Genomic DNA, 18,191 nt, shown 5'->3' with positions numbered 1-18,191 from the left:
CGAACACTTGCGGCAAAACTGTCAGACCGCATAGGCGGTACTGGTGTCTTCATTATTTTGAACTAGTAAAAGAAATCACGGGAGGGGCGCAAAGCCCTTTCTGTCTCTTGGCTCCAAGTAGACCATGATCAAACATGAATACTCGTGGAGTCGATAAAGGCGAGCCCCGTAGGTTTCCCTTTCACCTGCCAAATAGCTGCAAAGAGGTCCTAAAACCGAGGAGACGACGCCCAGGAAACGGGTATAGCTGAGCAGGGTGGGAAAGTCTTGTTGAGGGTATCGTCGGATTAATCCAAAGTAGAAATTTTTGAAATTGCGATAATGTGACATATGAAAAGCAGTCACAATGGTCATAATCTCGCAGGCACTTATGCGGCCATGACGTACTGCGCTAACGACGTCCTTCCTCGATACATTGTTGTTCCCAGAGTGGAATGAATACACGGTAAAAATCATCGACATCGCAGAGCAGAAGAGTTCAACTCGTTTATCCATCCCTGATGATCAGTCAGGGGATTATCGCTCTGCAAAAGTGATAATCAAGATATAAGGTTAATTAGTTAGTGTCTAATTTTTGGGGTGCAGTTCAATCCAAGTATAGAGCTTTTGCTGGCAATGGAAAGCGGTTATCATGCCAATTTATTGATTATCAGGAGGTCATGGATCATGCCATCTTTCGATATTGTTTCAGAAATTGATATGCATGAAGTTCGCAATGCGGTAGAAAATGCGCAGCGCGAGCTCGCTAGCCGTTGGGATTTTCGTAATGTCAGCGCCAGTTTCGAATTAAATGAAAAAAGTGAATCTATCAAGATTGCCAGTGAGTCAGATTTTCAGGTAAGTCAGTTGGTCGATATTATGCGTGAAAAGCTGGCTAAGCGTGGTATCGATGGCTCTGCATTGAATATCCCTGATGATATGTTGCACAGTGGTAAGACTTATAGCGTTGAAGCGACTCTGAAGCAGGGGATTGATACCCCTACGGCGAAAAAGATCGTGAAGCTGATTAAGGATAGTAAGCTGAAAGTACAGGCACAGATTCAGGGTGAGCAAGTGCGAGTGACAGGTAAAGCTCGTGATGATTTGCAAAGTGTTATGGCATTAGTTCGTGGCGCAGAGCTGGGACAGCCATTTCAGTTTACTAATTTCCGGGATTGATTTTCCACACAATGGATTGATATATCTAGTTTAATGTGGAGTGGGGTATTCCTAGCCGGGAATACCGCTCCCAATTTACCTTAATATCGAATCGGAGCGAGTAGGGGTTATCTGGTTTGATACTTAATCTATCGTGTCATTATTATTAGCTATCAATTGTTCAAGTTGTGCTCTGCTTGTCAGCTTAGTATCTACTTTTATGTAGGCACTATGCTCCTCCGGAACAATAACGACATCGCAAACGCCGGGCTGAACAAGAATTTTTTGTTCCAGCAATGCCTTATTGACTATATTTTCTGGTAGAGAAATTCTGATGCTGCTGACATAAGGAGGTTGTTTCATCGTTATACTGATAATGAACCAAATGATTGTCAGAACGATACCTGCCGCAAATACCAGCGGTGCTCCTTTTAATTCATATAACCAACCACCAAGGCCACCTCCTAAAGCGACACCTAAAAATTGGCTGGTGGAGTAGATACCCATTGCTGTACCTTTATAACCCGCTGGTGCTTCTTTACTGATGAGTGATGGCAAGATAGCTTCCATTACATTGAAAGCAATAAAGAAAATTTGTATGCCGATAAAAATCACCCATAAGTGATGTCCCGCCGCCCATAATACAATTTCAGCAATCAGCAGCATTGTGATGCACAGTGAAAACACTTGTTTCATGCGACGTTTTTTTTCTGCGTAAATAATGAAAGGTACAACAGATAGGAATGAAACTAGCATAGTGATCAGGTAAACCTTCCAAAGTTGTTGGTTAGGGAGCCCTGCTTGTTGTATCACTAGAGGAAAGGCGACAAAACTTGCCATGAGTAAAGTGTGCAAACTGAGAATGCCAAAGTTAAGTTTCAGCAATTGGCTATCAGCCAGAACCTTACGAAAGCTGTAACGGACAATGCCTGATTCACGGTTAAGCATGTGTTTATCTGCGGAGGGAACAGCAAATAGTGTTATTAGAATGCCACAACCGGCCAGAATGGTAATTACCCAAAACAGACCGTTTAACCCAATGGCATGAGTCAGGATTGGGCCAAGTACAATGGCTATGGCGAAAATTATTCCGAAACTAATGCCAATAAAAGCCATCGCTTTAGTTCGATTTTGTTCTCGGGTTAAATCAGAAAGTAGCGCCATGATTGCAGCAGATATCGCTCCAGTACCTTGTAGCGCTCGTCCAATTATTATGCCCCAGATAGAATCACTGAGAGCAGCAATGATACTGCCAAGGACGAATAGTAGTAATCCACCAATAATTAAGGGTTTAGGACCAATTTTGTCAGAAAGCAGGCCAACAGGGATCTGCAAAATTGCCTGGGTTAAACCATAAATGCCAATGGCGATGCCAATAAGTGTTTTGGTGGCATCTTCTAGATTCTGGCCATAGGTTGTTAATACAGGAATAACCATGAATATGCCTAGCATTCGCAGAGAAAAAACTGAACCTAGGCCCCATGTCGCCCGAAGCTCAAGTGGCGTCATTTTATTATCGTTCATGATTACCTCGAAATATTTTGATGCGTCATTGTAGATAGGTTTTCAATAAGGGGTAAATAGTTAATTGAATTAATAATATTGAAGTATTAAGGAGAGGGGATAATAGGCTGGAAGGAAACTGATGGCAGAGGGGGTAAGCCACTGCCATCAAGGAACATTACCGGACGTAAGTTAGGAAGGCTTCTGAGGGCACATGCGGGTCAATAGACATCATGACACTCAGGGAAGTGATTGCCACAATAGAAAATATAAATAATTTACGAGCCCAAATGCGGTCATTATCAGTTTTGTAACCGGATAACGCCATTCCTAGCCACCAGACGCTCACTGCGGCTGCAACGACCAGATATTTGTAACCAGCGTAGCCGCTGATAGCTAACATAAGGGTTGCAATCATAAATGCCAGGATATAAAGGATAATGTGGTTTTTCGCCACAGATATGCCTTTAATCACGGGCAGTACAGGAATGTTGGCTGCCTGGTAATCTTTGAAACGAAAAATAGCAATGGCATACGAGTGCGGCATTTGCCACAGGCTGAAAATCAGTAACAGGATCAACGCGCCTGTGTCAAACTGACCAGTCACTGCACAATAGCCGATAACCGGAGGTGCAGCACCGGACAAACTGCCGATCAACGTGCCATAAACAGATTTCCTTTTCATGTAGAGGCTGTAAACCCCTACATATACGACAAAACCGATAATCGCTAATTGCATTGCTAAAGCATTGGCTGCTGCATAGAGCAGCACTATGCCAGCAATACCCAGTATTGATGCATAAATCAGGCTGATTTTCGGATCAATAAGCCCTTTTACAAGGACGCGGTTTTTTGTTCTTTCCATGATCCGATCGATGTCACGGTCAATGTAGTTGTTAAATACACAACCAGAAGCCACGACTAATGAAACGCCGAGTAGAGTCGAAATGAACAAAGGGTAATCAATCACCCCTTTCGAGGCGAGTAGAAAACCACCGATGACAGAAATTAAATTGCCGAAGATAATTCCTGGTTTAGTTACTTGCAGGTATTGCTTAATCATATATGCAGCTCTTTAATCAACCATCATATTAATGTTGAGGTTGTACATGATCCATAACGAGCCAACAACAACAATACCGATAATCAAAATAGTGAACAGCAATGCGACTAAGTTCCAGCGCTCTTCTGATGAAGTGTTCATGTGCAGGAAGTAGATAAAATGAACAAGAATCTGCACCACAGCCAGACCGACTACCGTTGTCAGGATAGTGGCATGGGAGGCGGAACCATCCATTACCATCCAGAACGGAATCACTGTCAGGATGACTGAAAGAACAAAGCCGATAAGATAAGACTTCAGGCTACCGTGGCTAGCTCCAGTATGAGCGGTATTGGAATGACTCATTACATAGCTCCTAACAGATAAACAACGGTAAATACACAGATCCATACCACATCCAGGAAGTGCCAGAATAAGCTCAGGCAGTTCAGACGGGTTTTATTTACATCAGTTAAACCGCGGCGGGTTACTTGGATTATCATGATGATAATCCAGACCAGACCACAGGTAACGTGGATACCGTGAGTAGCAACCAGTGCGAAGAAACCAGATAAGAATGCACTGCGGTCAGGGCCGTGGCCGTCAACAATCAGGTGATGGAATTCGTACAATTCCATCGCCACGAAGCCAAGGCCGAACAGGAAAGTCATGCCGAGCCAGGCGTTAACCTGGCCAACTTTTCCTTTATTCATGCCTAACATGGCAAAGCCATAAGTGATACTACTGAATAGCAGTAGGAAAGTTTCGACCAATACGAAAGAGAGGTCGAAAATTTCTTTACCAGATTTGCCGCCTGCGGTTCCGTTAACCAGCACTGCATAAGTCGCAAACAGACATGCGAACAAAATACAGTCACTCATCAAGTAGATCCAGAAACCGAATACTTTAGTGGCTCCCGTATCGTGGTGCCCATGATCCTCATGGGCATGATTGTGGTTAGTCATAGTTTCAGTTGACATGGTTCAGACCTGCCTTGCTAATTTGTTCATGGTGCTGATTCTCAATTTGCTCAACTTCAGCAACTGGTACGTAGTAGTCAACATCGTCATCAAAGCTTTTCGCAATCCAAGTGATAATCATGCCAGCGAAGCCTGCGATAGCCAGCCACCAGATATGCCAAATCATAGCGAAACCAAAAAGCAAGCTGAAGCCAGCAATAATCACACCTGCACCGGCATTTTTAGGCATATGAATTTCTTCATATTTAGCAGGACGTTTATAAGCGATGCCTTTCTCTTTCATATCCCACCATGCATCACGCGTTTGCACATGTGGAACGTCAGCAAAGTTATAAAACGGTGGTGGAGAAGATGTTGCCCACTCCAGAGTACGTCCGCCCCAAGGGTCACCGGTCAGGTCACGGTTTTGGTCACGGTCACGGATACTAACGTAGAATTGAATGACCTGACACAGGATACCAACGGCGATCAGTGCAACACCAATCGCGGAGACGACCAGCAGAGTATGGAATTCAGGGTTGATATTTTGGCTGATACGACGGGTCATCCCCATGAAGCCGAGTGCGTAAACTGGCATAAAGGCGATAAAGAAGCCAATGATCCAGAACCAGAATGCGCGGACACCCCATTTTTCGTTCAGTGTGAAACCAAAGGCTTTCGGGAACCAGTAAGCAGTACCAGCGAAGCAACCGAAGACAACACCACCGATGATAACGTTGTGGAAGTGTGCAATCAGGAACAAGCTGTTATGCAGAACGAAGTTTGCACCTGGAACTGCCAGCAGAACGCCAGTCATACCACCGATAGAGAAGGTGACGATAAAGCCAACAGTCCACAACATCGGTGTCTTATACTCAATACGGCCCCGATACATGGTGAACAGCCAGTTGAAGATCTTAACACCTGTCGGAATCGAGATAATCATGGTGGCTATACCGAAGAAGGCATTAACGTTCGCACCAGAGCCCATCGTAAAGAAGTGGTGCAGCCATACGATAAACGACAATACGGTGATGGCAATGGTTGCCCATACCAGAGAAGTGTAGCCGAACAGCCGTTTTTTCGAGAACGTCGCAGTCACTTCAGAGAAAACACCAAAGACCGGCAGCACCAGAATATAAACTTCAGGGTGACCCCAAGCCCATATCAGGTTGATATACATCATCATATTACCGCCCATATCATTGGTGAAGAAATGGGTACCCATGTAACGGTCAAAAGTTAGCAGGGCAATGGTAACCGTCAGAATCGGGAATGCTGCGATGATCAGTACGTTAGTACAGAGTGCTGCCCAGGAGAATACAGGCATTTTCATCATAGACATGCCAGGAGCGCGCATACGCAGGATCGTGGCAAAGAAGTTAACGCCTGTCAGCAATGTACCGATACCGGATATCTGAAGACTCCATATCCAATAATCGACTCCAACGCCTGGGCTATATTCTATACCTGAGAGCGGAGGATAAGCTAACCAGCCGGTCTGAGCGAATTCACCTATACCCAGAGAGATGTTAATCAGTGCAACACCAACGACGAAGAACCAGAAACTCAGTGAGTTCAGGAATGGGAATGCCACGTCACGAGCGCCGATCTGTAGTGGAACCACGATGTTCATCAGGCCGACAACAAAAGGTGTCGCCATGAAGAAAATCATGATGACGCCGTGGGCGGTAAAAATCTGGTCATAGTGATGCGGTGGCAGGAAACCTGCTTCACTCGCGGAAGCAACAGCCTGCTGACCACGCATCATGATGGCATCGGCGAAGCCACGGAGCATCATGACCAGAGCCACGATAATGTACATAATACCGATTTTCTTGTGGTCAACGCTGGTTAACCACTCGCTCCATAGCCATTTCCATTTACGGAAATAGGTCAGGGCTCCGACAATTGCGAGCCCTGCGAAGAGAATCCCTGCAAGAGTGACCATGACAATGGGCTCATGCAATGGGATTGCATCAAGTGTTAATTTTCCCAACATTACTTTATTCCTCAACTCCGGCATGAGCCGTTTCGCTCATATTCATGTTATGACCTGTCGTTGCACCGTGGCCGCCATGCATATTCATGTTGCCCATAAATTTGGCAATAATGTCTTGATACAGGTTAGGCTTAACGCTTGAGAAGTATTCAACCGGATGGTTTTGGCTCTGTTTGGCTAACTCATCAAATGCTTGCATGGTATCCAAGGTTTTGGGAGAAGCTTTCACTGTTTGAACCCATTGTTCAAAACCTTCACGATCTGCGGTAGCTGTAGCAGTAAATTTCATGCCAGAGAAGCCGTGACCACTATAGCTACTGGATAAACCTTTATAAGTGCCAGGTTCATCGGCAATTAAGTGAAGTTTAGTCTGCATACCAGCCATTGCATAGATTTGACCTCCTAACTGTGGGATGAAGAATGAGTTCATCACAGAATCAGAGGTGATTTTGAAGTTAATGGGAACCCCGGTAGGGAAAGCAATTTCGTTAACTGTAGCGATGCCTTGCTCCGGGTAAACGAACAGCCATTTCCAATCAAGAGAAATAACTTCGATAGTCACTGGTTTTTCATCACTGACCAGTGGCTTATATGGGTCAAGCTCGTGGGTTGTTTTCCAGGTAATGGTTGCTAAAATAATAATGATAATGATAGGAACGGTCCATACTACCAGCTCAATTTTATTTGAGTGTGCCCAATTAGGGCGATAGGTAGCACTTCTGTTGGCTTCGCGGTAACGCAGGGCAAAAGTGAATGCCATGATGATTACCGGAATAACGATGATCAGCATCAGGCCAATAGCCGTGAGTATCAGCGTTTTTTGTTCAGCGCCGATGGCGCCTTTAGGATTCATCAATACCATATCGCAGCCACTCAGCACGAGAGTAGCCGCTAGTATTGACAATATCCCAATACCTTTATTGTATTTCATAAGTCTCATCTAACGACTCCAAATAACAAAAGCTCTATTGTCGTTTCATCAGTGCGGGCATTCTACGGTAAGGCTACTGGAGTGTAAACATTTGTAATAGTTAGTTGAGGGGTTGTTACCCTTTATGTCGATGGGATCACATGCAAGTGGAGGATTAATCAGAAGTTAGCTTGAAAAGGTTATTTAATTGTAACGAAATAGGGCGGAAATACGAATCTATACCAAAGTTATTTTATATTTTTTAGAGAAGAGGAAAAAAATAAAAAAATTTGCTTTAAAAATTTCCACCGCGGCCATTTTATTTAAAAATTAAATTAATTGTGAGCCACTTTTGGTCGCTCACAATTAAAATCAATAATTAGAAATTATATTTGATAGTGTAAACAATCCCATCCTGCCAGAAGTCTTCACCCAGTTTATGATCGGCATATCGATATTGAATGCCGGTTGTGAAGGATTGGTGGGGTGTCCACCATAACGCTATTGCACCATTGATACCGTCCCGTCCACCGTTGCCGTAGCGTTCATTCCGGTTAAGTTCTATTTCATTCCAGTTAGTTATGCTGAATTTTTCTTCCCAGAGTTGAAAGTCGTAACCCGCAACCCAACCAACGACATAGCCGTTATTACCGGAGTAGAAAGTTTGGTCAACATAGTGCAGCGCAACAAACGGTTTGAACCAGACACCGGCGAAATCAGTGTTGTAGCCAATACCGTAGAGGGTATTTACCTCATGGAAATTCCCGCCATGTGCTGTACCTGGGAGGGAGTAAGTACCGTAAACGTGACCATAGAGATTGAAGCCAGTATCAGCCAGATAAAAACGCCCGGTGGTTTTAAAAGTGTATCTTTGGTTATCTCCTGGTTGAGCATGCTGACTGTTGAAGGCATTTTCCAGATCAAAGAACCCGTATAATTCACCCCAGTTAAACCCGGCTCCGCCTTCTAGCTCCAAGTAGGCAAAGTCATCTTTATGGGAGGTTTGCCCTGACTTGTGTGTGGTATGGCTAGTCCAGTCAAGGTAGTTCATACTGATATTAGCAAAGCCTCCTTGATATTCAGCATAAGCTGGAACTGAGACGGTGGTGAATAAAGCAGTAGCCAGAATGGTTGTTCTCATAAATTTCTCTAACGCATCCATGAAAAGAGGTTTTGGGTTTTAAAGCTATATTAAATAACCCTTAAAATGGTAGTCTAATTCTACGCGGATATGAATATTGAACAATCAAATAATCACTTGAAAATAGCACTTTTGGGCAAATGACTATTTGAAGTGTGATCGCTATCACTTAAATATTAAAAAAGAGGACAGAGATATCAAAGGCTGACAGCCGTCAACCTTTAATAAATTAACTTAATGTTTTTGCCTTTTAAGCCAATTTGTTCCTTCTTAATGCGCGATAATCTAGAAAGCTACCGAGAATGATGCCTGTGATACCAATCTGTGCTCCCCATAATAGTAATGTTTCGGCTAGATCAGGTGCATGAGTCCAGTTAAGAGCATTGGTGGTGATGGTAAATAACCAGAATGTAAGCAAGATACTTGCTAATGATAGTAAGCCAAGTGCTAGACGATAAAAATTTCTAAACTCAGTACGTGGCATAAAATCGTTAGCTCGCTGGGTATAAGCCAGAGTCTGGCGGCAGATAAATAACAGTAATAAGCCTGGAACAGAGGCCGCTATAGAGAATAGATAGAAGTCTGGCCAGCCATGTAATTCAACGAACCAACCCGCAATTGGGCCGACATAGACGCGTCCAACAGCAGATAAGGCAGATAATAAAGCAAACTGTGTTGCAGAGAATGATTTATGACATAACGCCATAAGTAAGGCAACAAATGCAGCGGTTCCCATTCCGCCACAGATATTTTCCAGAAAAACGGCGCTGCCCATAGTGTAGATATTTTTGTCAGTAATGGATAACAGCCAGTATCCAATATTAGAAATCGTTTGAAGAATGCCAAAGATCATTAGTGAGCGGAATAAACTCCATCGTTGCATCAGATAACCACCATATAATGCACCAACGATAGTTGCTGTTAATCCCAGAGTTTTGTTGATCATTCCAACCTCACCAGCATCAAAGCCAATACCACGGATAAGAAATGGGGTACTTAGGCTGGCAGCAAAGGCATCTCCCATTTTATACATGACAATTAGCAGCAGTATCAGCCACGCATTATTGCGACTGAAAAAATCGGCTAATGGTTCTATTGCAGCTTGTTGGAGTGTTTTTGGTGGCAGAGCGCCAATTTCAGGTTCTTTAGCTTTTAACGTCGCATAGACGCCAATCAGCATCAGTCCAGCCATCAACCAGTAGGTGTGTTGCCAGCCAATATAGCGGTCTGCGATCCATAATGCTAACCCGCCTGAAACTAACATGGCTAATCGATAACCAAGTACCGAAACGGCAGCACCTACACCCCGCTCTTCGCTACTCAATAAATCGGTTTTATAAGCATCAAAGACAATATCCTGTGATGCAGAACAGAAAGCGACGGTTACCGCCAGTGTGGCTAGCCACCATAAATGTTGAGACGGTTGGAGAAAACCCATTGTAGCGATACAGGCGATGAGTAATAACTGTGTAACAAGTAGCCAACCACGGCGACGCCCAAGAAAAGGGGGGATAAAGCGGTCCATAAAAGGGGACCAAAGAAATTTGAAAACATACGCTTGGCCGACAAGAGAAAAGAAGCCAATTGTTTTAAGATCAATGTTTTCAACGGTCATCCATGCTTGCAGGGTGCTGGCAGTCAGTGCGAGTGGTAAACCAGAAACAAAGCCGAGTAAAAGCAGGATTCGTGAGTTATGTTGGGTAAAAACGGTGAGATAACGATAAGACATGTGCCTCCCAAAACTCTGCCCTTGGCGGGCAGAGTAAATAATTAATCCTTTAATTAGCGAGCATTTTGTTTGATGAAATTGCTGACGGAAGGATCTTGAGCCATATCTGCTATGACTTCTGATAATACAGTATTGACTGCATCAGCAATTTTTTCATTAGTTGCGCCTAAAGGACCTTGTACATTATAGCTAGTGCGATAATTCTTAACTTGTTTACTGCCATTTTGCGCTGTACTAATGATGGAAATATCGGCTTTTGTTGAAATATTATGGCGCAGGCTGCCTTCTTTAACGTCTGCATATAAATTGTTCACAATAATTTGCAGATTGGCATTGGCTGGAGAGCCAATCATATAACCACGGGCAGTCATCTGTTTTTCCAGGATTTCCTGGAGTAGAAAGCGCAGATCACGGGATGGTTTCAGTATTTCCAGCTTCGCATCGCGGTTAACTTGAGCAAGTGTCTGAGACTGACGATTGTCAGCACCGCTGATACTGATGGTAATCGCGCCCATCGTTGGGTCTGCTGTTGGCAATGTAATTTTAGGTTCGATGGTCAGAGTATTACTGGGAGCGGCGCAACCAGCAAGAAGAGCAAGCGCAATGAGTGGGAATAAGATTATTTTCAACATGTTAATTTTCTCATCAGTGATAAGGATATCCAGTAATACTTATCAATAGCATAAATTGCGCCAATAATAGCACTGCCTTTTGATCATGGCATATCCCTGATGAGGTAAACGCATATAAAAACCTTATGATGTGGGATTCGATTAAAAGATATTTTAATGCGTTGATGCTATAACTTATGGAGAATAGACTAAAATTATTAGTATGGTTGGCAGTACGACTGCTGTGCGGTTAAGGAGAATGATATGGTGTATCAGGATATAGAAGAGAAATTACAGGCTGCATTTAATCCCTCATATCTTGAGGTCATTGATGAAAGTTATCGTCACAATGTACCCGTAGGTTCTGAAAGCCATTTTAAAATCGTCATCATCAGTAACAAATTTGTTGGTGAACGTATGCTAAACCGCCATCGTTCCGTTTACGGCGTATTATCGGCGGAATTGTCCGCAGGTGTTCATGCTTTGGCGCTGCATACTTATACAGAAAAAGAGTGGAATGAATTACAGGATACTGTTTTAGCGTCACCGGCATGTCGCGGGGGGAATATTGTTGCCTGAAATCCGCTGATTGATACTTAATTTGGGGCGTTTTTTTACACAATAGAATAAATTCAGCGAGCGGTCTTCGGGCCGTTTTTACGTTTTATATATGATACGTTTTGGATGCAAATTTAGCCGCTGAATAATCGCTATCCTGTGAAGTTGATGAATAGTTCGGCCTTTTTTCAGCAATTCTCGACTCACACCCTCTGCATCGCTATAATGTCGCGTCTAATTTTTAGAATGGTTTCGGGACGCTTCTGACATCAGGGATTCTCGGTTTTTAAATGCGACCGCCCCGGTTCTTAGAGAGTGTTGCGATTGGTACATAATATGTGCTGGTTGTATGGTCTCTGGAGTTGACCGAGCACTATGATTTTTTTGAGGTAAAAAGATGCAAGTTTCTGTTGAAACCACTCAAGGCCTTGGGCGTCGTGTGACAATCACCGTTCCTGCTGCCGATGTTGAAAAAGCAGTTAGTAGTGAGTTGGTCAATGTAGCAAAAAAAGTTCGTATCGATGGTTTCCGTAAAGGCAAAGTGCCTATGAACATCGTTAAACAGCGCTATGGTGCTTCTGTTATTCAGGATGTTCTGAGTGATTTGATGCAACGTAACTTTATTAACGCAATCATCGAACAAAAAATTAATCCAGCCGGTGCACCAAGTTATGCACCAGAACAGTTTAAAAATGGTGAAGATTTCACTTACTCTGTAGAGTTTGAAGTTTATCCAGAAGTTGAATTGAAAGATCTGGAAGCTATTGAAGTTGAAAAGCCCGTTGTTGAAGTAAAAGACGAAGATGTTGATGCAATGCTGGAAACATTGCGTAAGCAGCAGGCTAATTGGAAAGAAACCGAAGAAGCTGTTGGCGCAGAAGATCGTGTGACTGTTGACTTCAATGGTTCTATTGATGGTGAAGAGTTTGAAGGTGGTAAGGCTTCTGATTTTGTTCTGGCTATGGGTCAGGGTCGTATGATCCCAGGTTTTGAAGAGGGCATTATTAGCCATAAAGCGGGTGAAGAATTTACCATTGATGTGAATTTCCCAGAAGATTATCACGCTGAAAATCTGAAAGGCAAAGCTGCTAAATTTGCAATCACGTTGAAAAAAGTGGAACAGCGCGAGCTGCCAGAGTTGAATGAAGAATTCATCAAACGTTTCGGTATTGCTGATGGCACTGTTGATGGTCTGCGTGCGGAAGTACGTAAAAATATGGAACGTGAACTGAAAAATGCAGTTCGTAACCGTATAAAATCCCAGGTTATCGAGGGATTAGTTAAGGCTAACGAAATCGAAGTTCCTGCTGCTGTTGTTGATAGCGAAATTGATGTTCTGCGCCGTCAATCTGCTCAGCGTTTCGGTGGCAACGAAAAACAAGCTCTAGAATTGCCTCGTGAACTGTTTGAAGAACAGGCTAAGCGTCGCGTTGTTGTTGGCTTGTTATTAGGCGAAGTTATCAGTAGTAATGAACTGAAAGCTGATGAAGAACGAGTTAAAGTATTAATTGAGGAAATGGCTTCTGCCTATGAAGATCCTCAAGAAGTGATCGAATTCTATGGTAAAAACCAAGAATTGATGAGTAATGTTCGTAATATTGCTTTAGAAGAACAAGCTGTTGAAGTTCTTCTGGGTAAAGCAAAAGTTTCTGAAAAAGAAACAACTTTCAATGAGTTAATGAATCAGAATCAAATGGCATAAGTTTTATTTTTGCCATGAGATAATCAATTTATTATCTTAGTGAAATGAACCCGCAGATTAACCTGCGGGTTTTTTTATAAATAAGAGGCAAGATTTTTCTTGAAAAAAGTGGGATTACCCCCAGATCCTTTTTAATATTATGTATATGATTGCAAAATTTTTCAGGGGGAATTCCCCCTTGATTGACTAACTTTGAATCATGGTCATCATCGCTTATCTCAAGTAGAATTGGTTATGAATGGCACCAACATGAATTCTATTAGGAGACGAAAATGTCATATAGCGACAAGCGGGATCAATATGCGCCTCACATGGCTTTGGTGCCGATGGTAGTTGAACAGACTGCTCGTGGAGAACGTTCATACGATATCTATTCGCGCTTATTAAAAGAGCGTATTATTTTCCTGACCGGTCAGGTTGAAGATCACATGGCAAACCTGGTTGCAGCTCAGATGTTGTTTCTTGAAGCAGAGAATCCGGAAAAAGATATTTTCTTATATATCAATTCACCGGGTGGTGTGATTACTGCGGGAATGTCCATCTATGATACGATGGAGTTTATTAAACCGGATGTCAGTACTATTTGTATGGGGCAAGCATGTTCAATGGGAGCATTCTTGTTGACTGCTGGGGCAAAGGGAAAACGTATCTGCTTGCCAAATTCCCGGGTTATGATCCATCAGCCATTAGGCGGTTTCCAGGGACAAGCGACAGATATTGAAATTCATGCTCAGGAAATATTGAAAGTAAAATCGCGTATGAACGAGTTGATGGCACAACATACGGGAAGACCTGTTGACGAGATCGCGAAAGATACAGAACGTGATCGTTTTTTGTCAGCAGACGAAGCCGTAGAATATGGATTGGTTGATAAGATTTTCACCCATCGCGATTAATTTATTATTCCCGGAAGCTATAATATAAACATTCGGCTTATCATTTGGTAAGGCTATGACGTTCGGGGTAATAGCAGAAGTTTCCTGCTTTGCCAGACGAATCTGGGTGAGCAGTTGATAAAGTGAGGTTGTGACTGATGACAGATAAGCGCAAAGACGGTTCAGGAAAGCTGCTGTATTGCTCTTTCTGCGGGAAAAGCCAACATGAAGTGCGAAAATTGATTGCTGGCCCGTCAGTGTATATCTGCGATGAATGTGTGGATTTATGTAACGACATCATTCGCGAAGAAATTAAAGAGCTTGTACCACATCGTGAGCGTAATGCATTACCAACGCCTCATGAAATTCGTCAGCATTTGGATGATTATGTGATCGGCCAGGAAACGGCGAAAAAAGTGTTGGCGGTTGCTGTTTATAACCATTACAAGCGGTTACGTAATGGCGATATCAGTAACGGTATTGAATTAGGTAAAAGTAATATCCTGCTTATTGGGCCGACAGGGAGTGGTAAAACCCTCTTGGCTGAAACATTGGCTCGTTATCTTGATGTTCCCTTTACTATGGCAGATGCGACTACGCTGACTGAAGCGGGATATGTGGGAGAAGACGTAGAAAACATTATTCAGAAATTACTGCAAAAATGTGACTACGATGTGCAAAAGGCTCAGCGCGGTATTGTTTACATTGATGAAATTGACAAAATTTCACGTAAATCTGATAACCCGTCGATTACTCGGGATGTTTCAGGTGAGGGGGTACAGCAAGCGCTGCTGAAACTGATTGAAGGTACAATTGCGGCGGTTCCTCCTCAGGGGGGGCGTAAACATCCACAACAGGAGTTTTTACAGGTAGATACCTCTAAAATCCTATTTATTTGTGGTGGTGCGTTCGCAGGTCTGGATAAAGTGATTGGCCAGCGCCTAAATACCAGTACAGGTATTGGGTTTGGTGCAAAAGTCAAAGGTGAGTCAGAAAAAGCGACTGAAGGCGAATTGCTGGCACAGGCTGAGCCAGAAGATCTCATCAAATTTGGTCTTATCCCTGAATTTATTGGGCGGTTACCTGTTGTTGCCACGCTCAGTGAATTGAGTGAGGAAGCGTTGATCCAGATTTTGAAAGAGCCTAAAAATGCGTTGACTAAGCAGTATCAAGCACTGTTTAACCTTGAAGGTGTTGATCTGGAATTCAGAAGTGAAGCCTTGACGGCTATTGCCAAGAAAGCAATGGTTCGTAAGACTGGTGCCCGCGGCCTACGTTCTATCGTTGAAGGCGCATTGCTGGATACCATGTATGATCTGCCATCAATGGAAAACGTTGGGAAAGTTGTTGTAGATGAATCGGTTGTCAATGGTCAATCTGCGCCTTTACTGATTTACAGCAAACCGGATGCCCAAGTTTCTGGTGAATAATTGAGTCTAGGATAGGGAATTCACTAAACGAGATATTATTGAATAAAATGAGGGGATTACCCTCATTTTATTTTTATTAAAGTATCATACTATTGAATGTCAAATTCCTGTCCCCATATATTTTATATTCTATGGAGTGAAACTCGTGAGAACCGCGTTTCACGAGATTCCCTAAAAACTGGCGAAAGCTAAACGAAGAGAGAGCTCTATGAATCTTGAGCGTTCCGAACGCATAGAAATCCCTGTATTGCCTCTGCGCGATGTGGTGGTTTACCCGCATATGGTGATCCCATTGTTTGTAGGGCGTGAGAAGTCTATTCACTGCCTAGAAGCAGCAATGGATCATGACAAACAGATCATGTTGGTTGCGCAAAAAGAAGCTTCAACTGATGAGCCAGGGGTTAATGACCTTTTCTCCGTTGGTACAGTAGCTTCTATTTTACAGATGTTAAAATTGCCTGACGGCACTGTAAAAGTGCTTGTCGAAGGGTTGAAACGTGCCCGCATTACAACTCTGACTGACAATGGCGAACATTTTTCTGCTCATGCTGAGTATCTTGACTCACCGATCGTTGATGAACGTGAGCAGGAAGTTATGATCAGGACAGCTATTAATCAGTTTGAAGGCTACATTAAGCTAAATAAGAAAATACCGCCAGAGGTTTTGACTTCGCTACACAGTGTTGAAGATGCAGCTAAATTAGCTGATACAATTGCTGCGCATATGCCATTGAAACTTAGTGATAAACAGACTGTTTTGGAAATGTCTGATGTCGTTGAGCGTCTTGAATATCTGATGGCAATGATGGAATCAGAAATTGATTTGTTACAGGTAGAAAAGCGTATCCGTAACCGCGTGAAAAAACAAATGGAAAAAAGCCAGCGCGAGTACTACCTGAATGAGCAGATGAAAGCGATTCAGAAAGAACTGGGTGAAATGGATGATGCGCCCGATGAGTATGAAACCCTTAAGCGCAAAATTGAAGCGGCAAAAATGCCCAAAGAAGCTCGTGAAAAAGCCGAAGCTGAATTGCAAAAACTGAAAATGATGTCTCCTATGTCGGCGGAAGCGACGGTTGTCCGTAGCTATATCGATTGGATGGTGCAGGTTCCGTGGGTTGCTCGCAGTAAAGTTAAAAAAGATTTGGTTAAAGCTCAGGAAACTCTGGATACCGACCATTATGGTTTAGAGCGTGTGAAAGAGCGTATCCTTGAGTATCTGGCAGTACAAAGCCGAATTAGCAAAATTAAAGGGCCGATTTTATGTCTGGTTGGGCCTCCTGGGGTGGGTAAAACCTCTTTAGGTCAGTCTATTGCACGAGCGACCGGGCGGAAATATGTGCGAATGGCATTGGGTGGGGTCCGTGATGAAGCGGAAATTCGTGGTCATCGCCGTACCTATATTGGCTCTATGCCGGGCAAATTAATTCAAAAAATGTCCAAAGTTGGAGTAAAAAATCCTCTATTCCTACTGGACGAGATTGATAAGATGTCGTCCGATATGCGTGGTGATCCAGCTTCTGCCTTATTGGAAGTTTTGGACCCAGAACAGAACGTGGCATTTAACGACCATTATCTGGAGGTCGATTATGATCTGTCAGATGTCATGTTTGTTGCAACATCCAACTCTATGAATATTCCAGCCCCATTGTTGGATCGTATGGAGATTATTCGTCTTTCCGGTTATACCGAAGATGAAAAGTTGAATATTGCCAAGCGCCATTTGCTGCCTAAGCAAATTGAACGTAATGCGCTGAAAAAAAATGAATTAACTATTGATGACAGCGCAATTATTAGCATTATCCGTTATTACACTCGTGAAGCTGGAGTGCGTAGTTTAGAGCGAGAAATTTCTAAGCTGTGCCGTAAAACGGTGAAAACATTGTTAATGGATAAAAATTTAAAACATATTGAAATCAACGCAGATAACTTGAAAGATTATCTGGGTGTTCAACGTGTGGATTATGGACGCGCAGATACGGAAAACCGTATTGGTCAGGTTACGGGACTTGCATGGACTGAGGTTGGTGGTGATTTACTGACCATTGAAACCGCGTGTGTTCCAGGGAAAGGTAAACTAACCTATACTGGCTCACTCGGTGAGGTTATGCAGGAATCCATTCAGGCAGCATTAACAGTTGTTCGTGCTCGTGCTGATAAGTTGGGTATCAACTCTGATTTCTATGAGAAACGGGATATTCATGTCCACGTTCCTGAAGGTGCGACGCCAAAAGATGGCCCAAGTGCGGGTATCGCCATGTGTACAGCATTGGTCTCCTGTTTGACTGGTAATCCAGTTCGGGCGGATGTTGCTATGACGGGTGAAATCACATTGCGTGGTTTAGTTCTGCCAATCGGTGGCTTGAAAGAGAAACTATTAGCTGCTCATCGAGGTGGAATTAAAACGGTCTTAATTCCGGAAGAGAATAAACGTGATCTGGAAGAAATTCCCCAGAACATTGTTGCAGATCTACAGATCCATCCAGTTAAACGTATTGAAGATGTTTTGGCTATTACATTGCAGGACCCTGTGTTTGGCGCAGAATTAGTGTCAGTCAAGTAGTACAAAAAATAGTGAACTTTTTCAATAAG

At 43.1% G+C, this 18,191-nt stretch carries 15 protein-coding genes and 1 pseudogene; 6 read left to right on the top strand and 10 right to left on the bottom strand.

Features of this window, described 5'->3' with window-relative positions:
* Positions 1-131 precede the first annotated feature (131 nt).
* A pseudogene (locus D3222_RS25800) lies at positions 132-472 on the bottom strand (IS982 family transposase); the annotation flags it as partial.
* Between the two features lie 194 nt (positions 473-666).
* Here D3222_RS25800 and D3222_RS04775 point away from each other — a divergent pair.
* The gene (locus tag D3222_RS04775; protein ID WP_118985118.1) at positions 667-1,158 is read left to right on the top strand and encodes a YajQ family cyclic di-GMP-binding protein; all 492 of its coding nucleotides are present in this window, start codon (positions 667-669) and stop codon (positions 1,156-1,158) included.
* Between the two features lie 123 nt (positions 1,159-1,281).
* On the opposite strand, the gene D3222_RS04770 is transcribed toward D3222_RS04775, so the two are convergent.
* The 9 genes from D3222_RS04770 to D3222_RS04730 form a co-directional block, all read right to left on the bottom strand.
* Entirely contained in the window at positions 1,282-2,661 is a 1,380-nt protein-coding gene (locus D3222_RS04770) for an MFS transporter (protein WP_118985117.1), read from the bottom strand.
* Positions 2,662-2,818: 157 nt separating this feature from the next.
* The gene (gene cyoE, locus D3222_RS04765; RefSeq protein WP_011148018.1) at positions 2,819-3,703 is read right to left on the bottom strand and encodes a heme o synthase; all 885 of its coding nucleotides are present in this window, start codon (positions 3,701-3,703) and stop codon (positions 2,819-2,821) included.
* 12 nt (positions 3,704-3,715) lie between these two features.
* Entirely contained in the window at positions 3,716-4,048 is a 333-nt protein-coding gene (locus D3222_RS04760; protein WP_118985116.1) for a cytochrome o ubiquinol oxidase subunit IV, read from the bottom strand.
* Positions 4,048-4,662, bottom strand: coding sequence for a cytochrome o ubiquinol oxidase subunit III (locus D3222_RS04755; protein WP_118985115.1), 615 nt, complete (start codon positions 4,660-4,662; stop codon positions 4,048-4,050). Before D3222_RS04755 ends, D3222_RS04760 begins: the two co-directional genes overlap by 1 nt.
* A complete protein-coding gene (gene cyoB / locus D3222_RS04750; protein WP_118985114.1) occupies positions 4,652-6,643 on the bottom strand; it encodes a cytochrome o ubiquinol oxidase subunit I in 1,992 nt (663 codons plus the stop codon). Before cyoB ends, D3222_RS04755 begins: the two co-directional genes overlap by 11 nt.
* Before the next feature lie 4 nt (positions 6,644-6,647).
* Positions 6,648-7,583 carry a cytochrome o ubiquinol oxidase subunit II gene (gene cyoA / locus D3222_RS04745; protein WP_118985113.1) on the bottom strand — a complete coding sequence of 312 codons (936 nt, stop codon included), beginning with the start codon at positions 7,581-7,583 and terminating at the stop codon, positions 6,648-6,650.
* 349 nt (positions 7,584-7,932) lie between these two features.
* Positions 7,933-8,694: a nucleoside-specific channel-forming Tsx family protein gene (locus D3222_RS04740; RefSeq protein WP_118985112.1), complete on the bottom strand. Its 762-nt coding sequence runs from the start codon at positions 8,692-8,694 to the stop codon at positions 7,933-7,935.
* Between the two features lie 250 nt (positions 8,695-8,944).
* Entirely contained in the window at positions 8,945-10,423 is a 1,479-nt protein-coding gene (gene ampG / locus D3222_RS04735) for a muropeptide MFS transporter AmpG (RefSeq protein WP_118985111.1), read from the bottom strand.
* A 53-nt stretch (positions 10,424-10,476) separates the two neighbouring features.
* Positions 10,477-11,055 (bottom strand): lipoprotein, encoded by a 579-nt coding sequence (locus D3222_RS04730; RefSeq protein ID WP_118985110.1) that lies wholly within the window; start codon positions 11,053-11,055, stop codon positions 10,477-10,479.
* A 243-nt stretch (positions 11,056-11,298) separates the two neighbouring features.
* Here D3222_RS04730 and bolA point away from each other — a divergent pair, with 243 nt between their 5' ends.
* The 5 genes from bolA to lon all read left to right on the top strand — a co-directional run bounded on the left by bolA (position 11,299) and on the right by lon (position 18,162).
* Positions 11,299-11,613: a transcriptional regulator BolA gene (bolA, locus tag D3222_RS04725; RefSeq protein ID WP_118985109.1), complete on the top strand. Its 315-nt coding sequence runs from the start codon at positions 11,299-11,301 to the stop codon at positions 11,611-11,613.
* Positions 11,614-11,989: 376 nt separating this feature from the next.
* Complete coding sequence (gene tig, locus D3222_RS04720; protein ID WP_118985108.1) at positions 11,990-13,294, top strand: trigger factor; 1,305 nt, start codon at positions 11,990-11,992, stop codon at positions 13,292-13,294.
* 272 nt (positions 13,295-13,566) lie between these two features.
* Positions 13,567-14,190 carry an ATP-dependent Clp endopeptidase proteolytic subunit ClpP gene (gene clpP / locus D3222_RS04715; protein WP_118985107.1) on the top strand — a complete coding sequence of 208 codons (624 nt, stop codon included), beginning with the start codon at positions 13,567-13,569 and terminating at the stop codon, positions 14,188-14,190.
* Positions 14,191-14,327: 137 nt separating this feature from the next.
* Positions 14,328-15,599: an ATP-dependent protease ATP-binding subunit ClpX gene (gene clpX / locus D3222_RS04710; protein WP_118985106.1), complete on the top strand. Its 1,272-nt coding sequence runs from the start codon at positions 14,328-14,330 to the stop codon at positions 15,597-15,599.
* A 208-nt stretch (positions 15,600-15,807) separates the two neighbouring features.
* Positions 15,808-18,162 carry an endopeptidase La gene (lon, locus tag D3222_RS04705; protein ID WP_118985105.1) on the top strand — a complete coding sequence of 785 codons (2,355 nt, stop codon included), beginning with the start codon at positions 15,808-15,810 and terminating at the stop codon, positions 18,160-18,162.
* Positions 18,163-18,191 lie beyond the last annotated feature (29 nt).

The organism is Photorhabdus sp. CRCIA-P01 (assembly GCF_003545805.1).
GTDB lineage: Bacteria > Pseudomonadota > Gammaproteobacteria > Enterobacterales > Enterobacteriaceae > Photorhabdus > Photorhabdus antumapuensis.
Note: the sequence above shows the minus strand (reverse complement) of the source record. Positions and strands in the feature narration are given on the sequence as shown.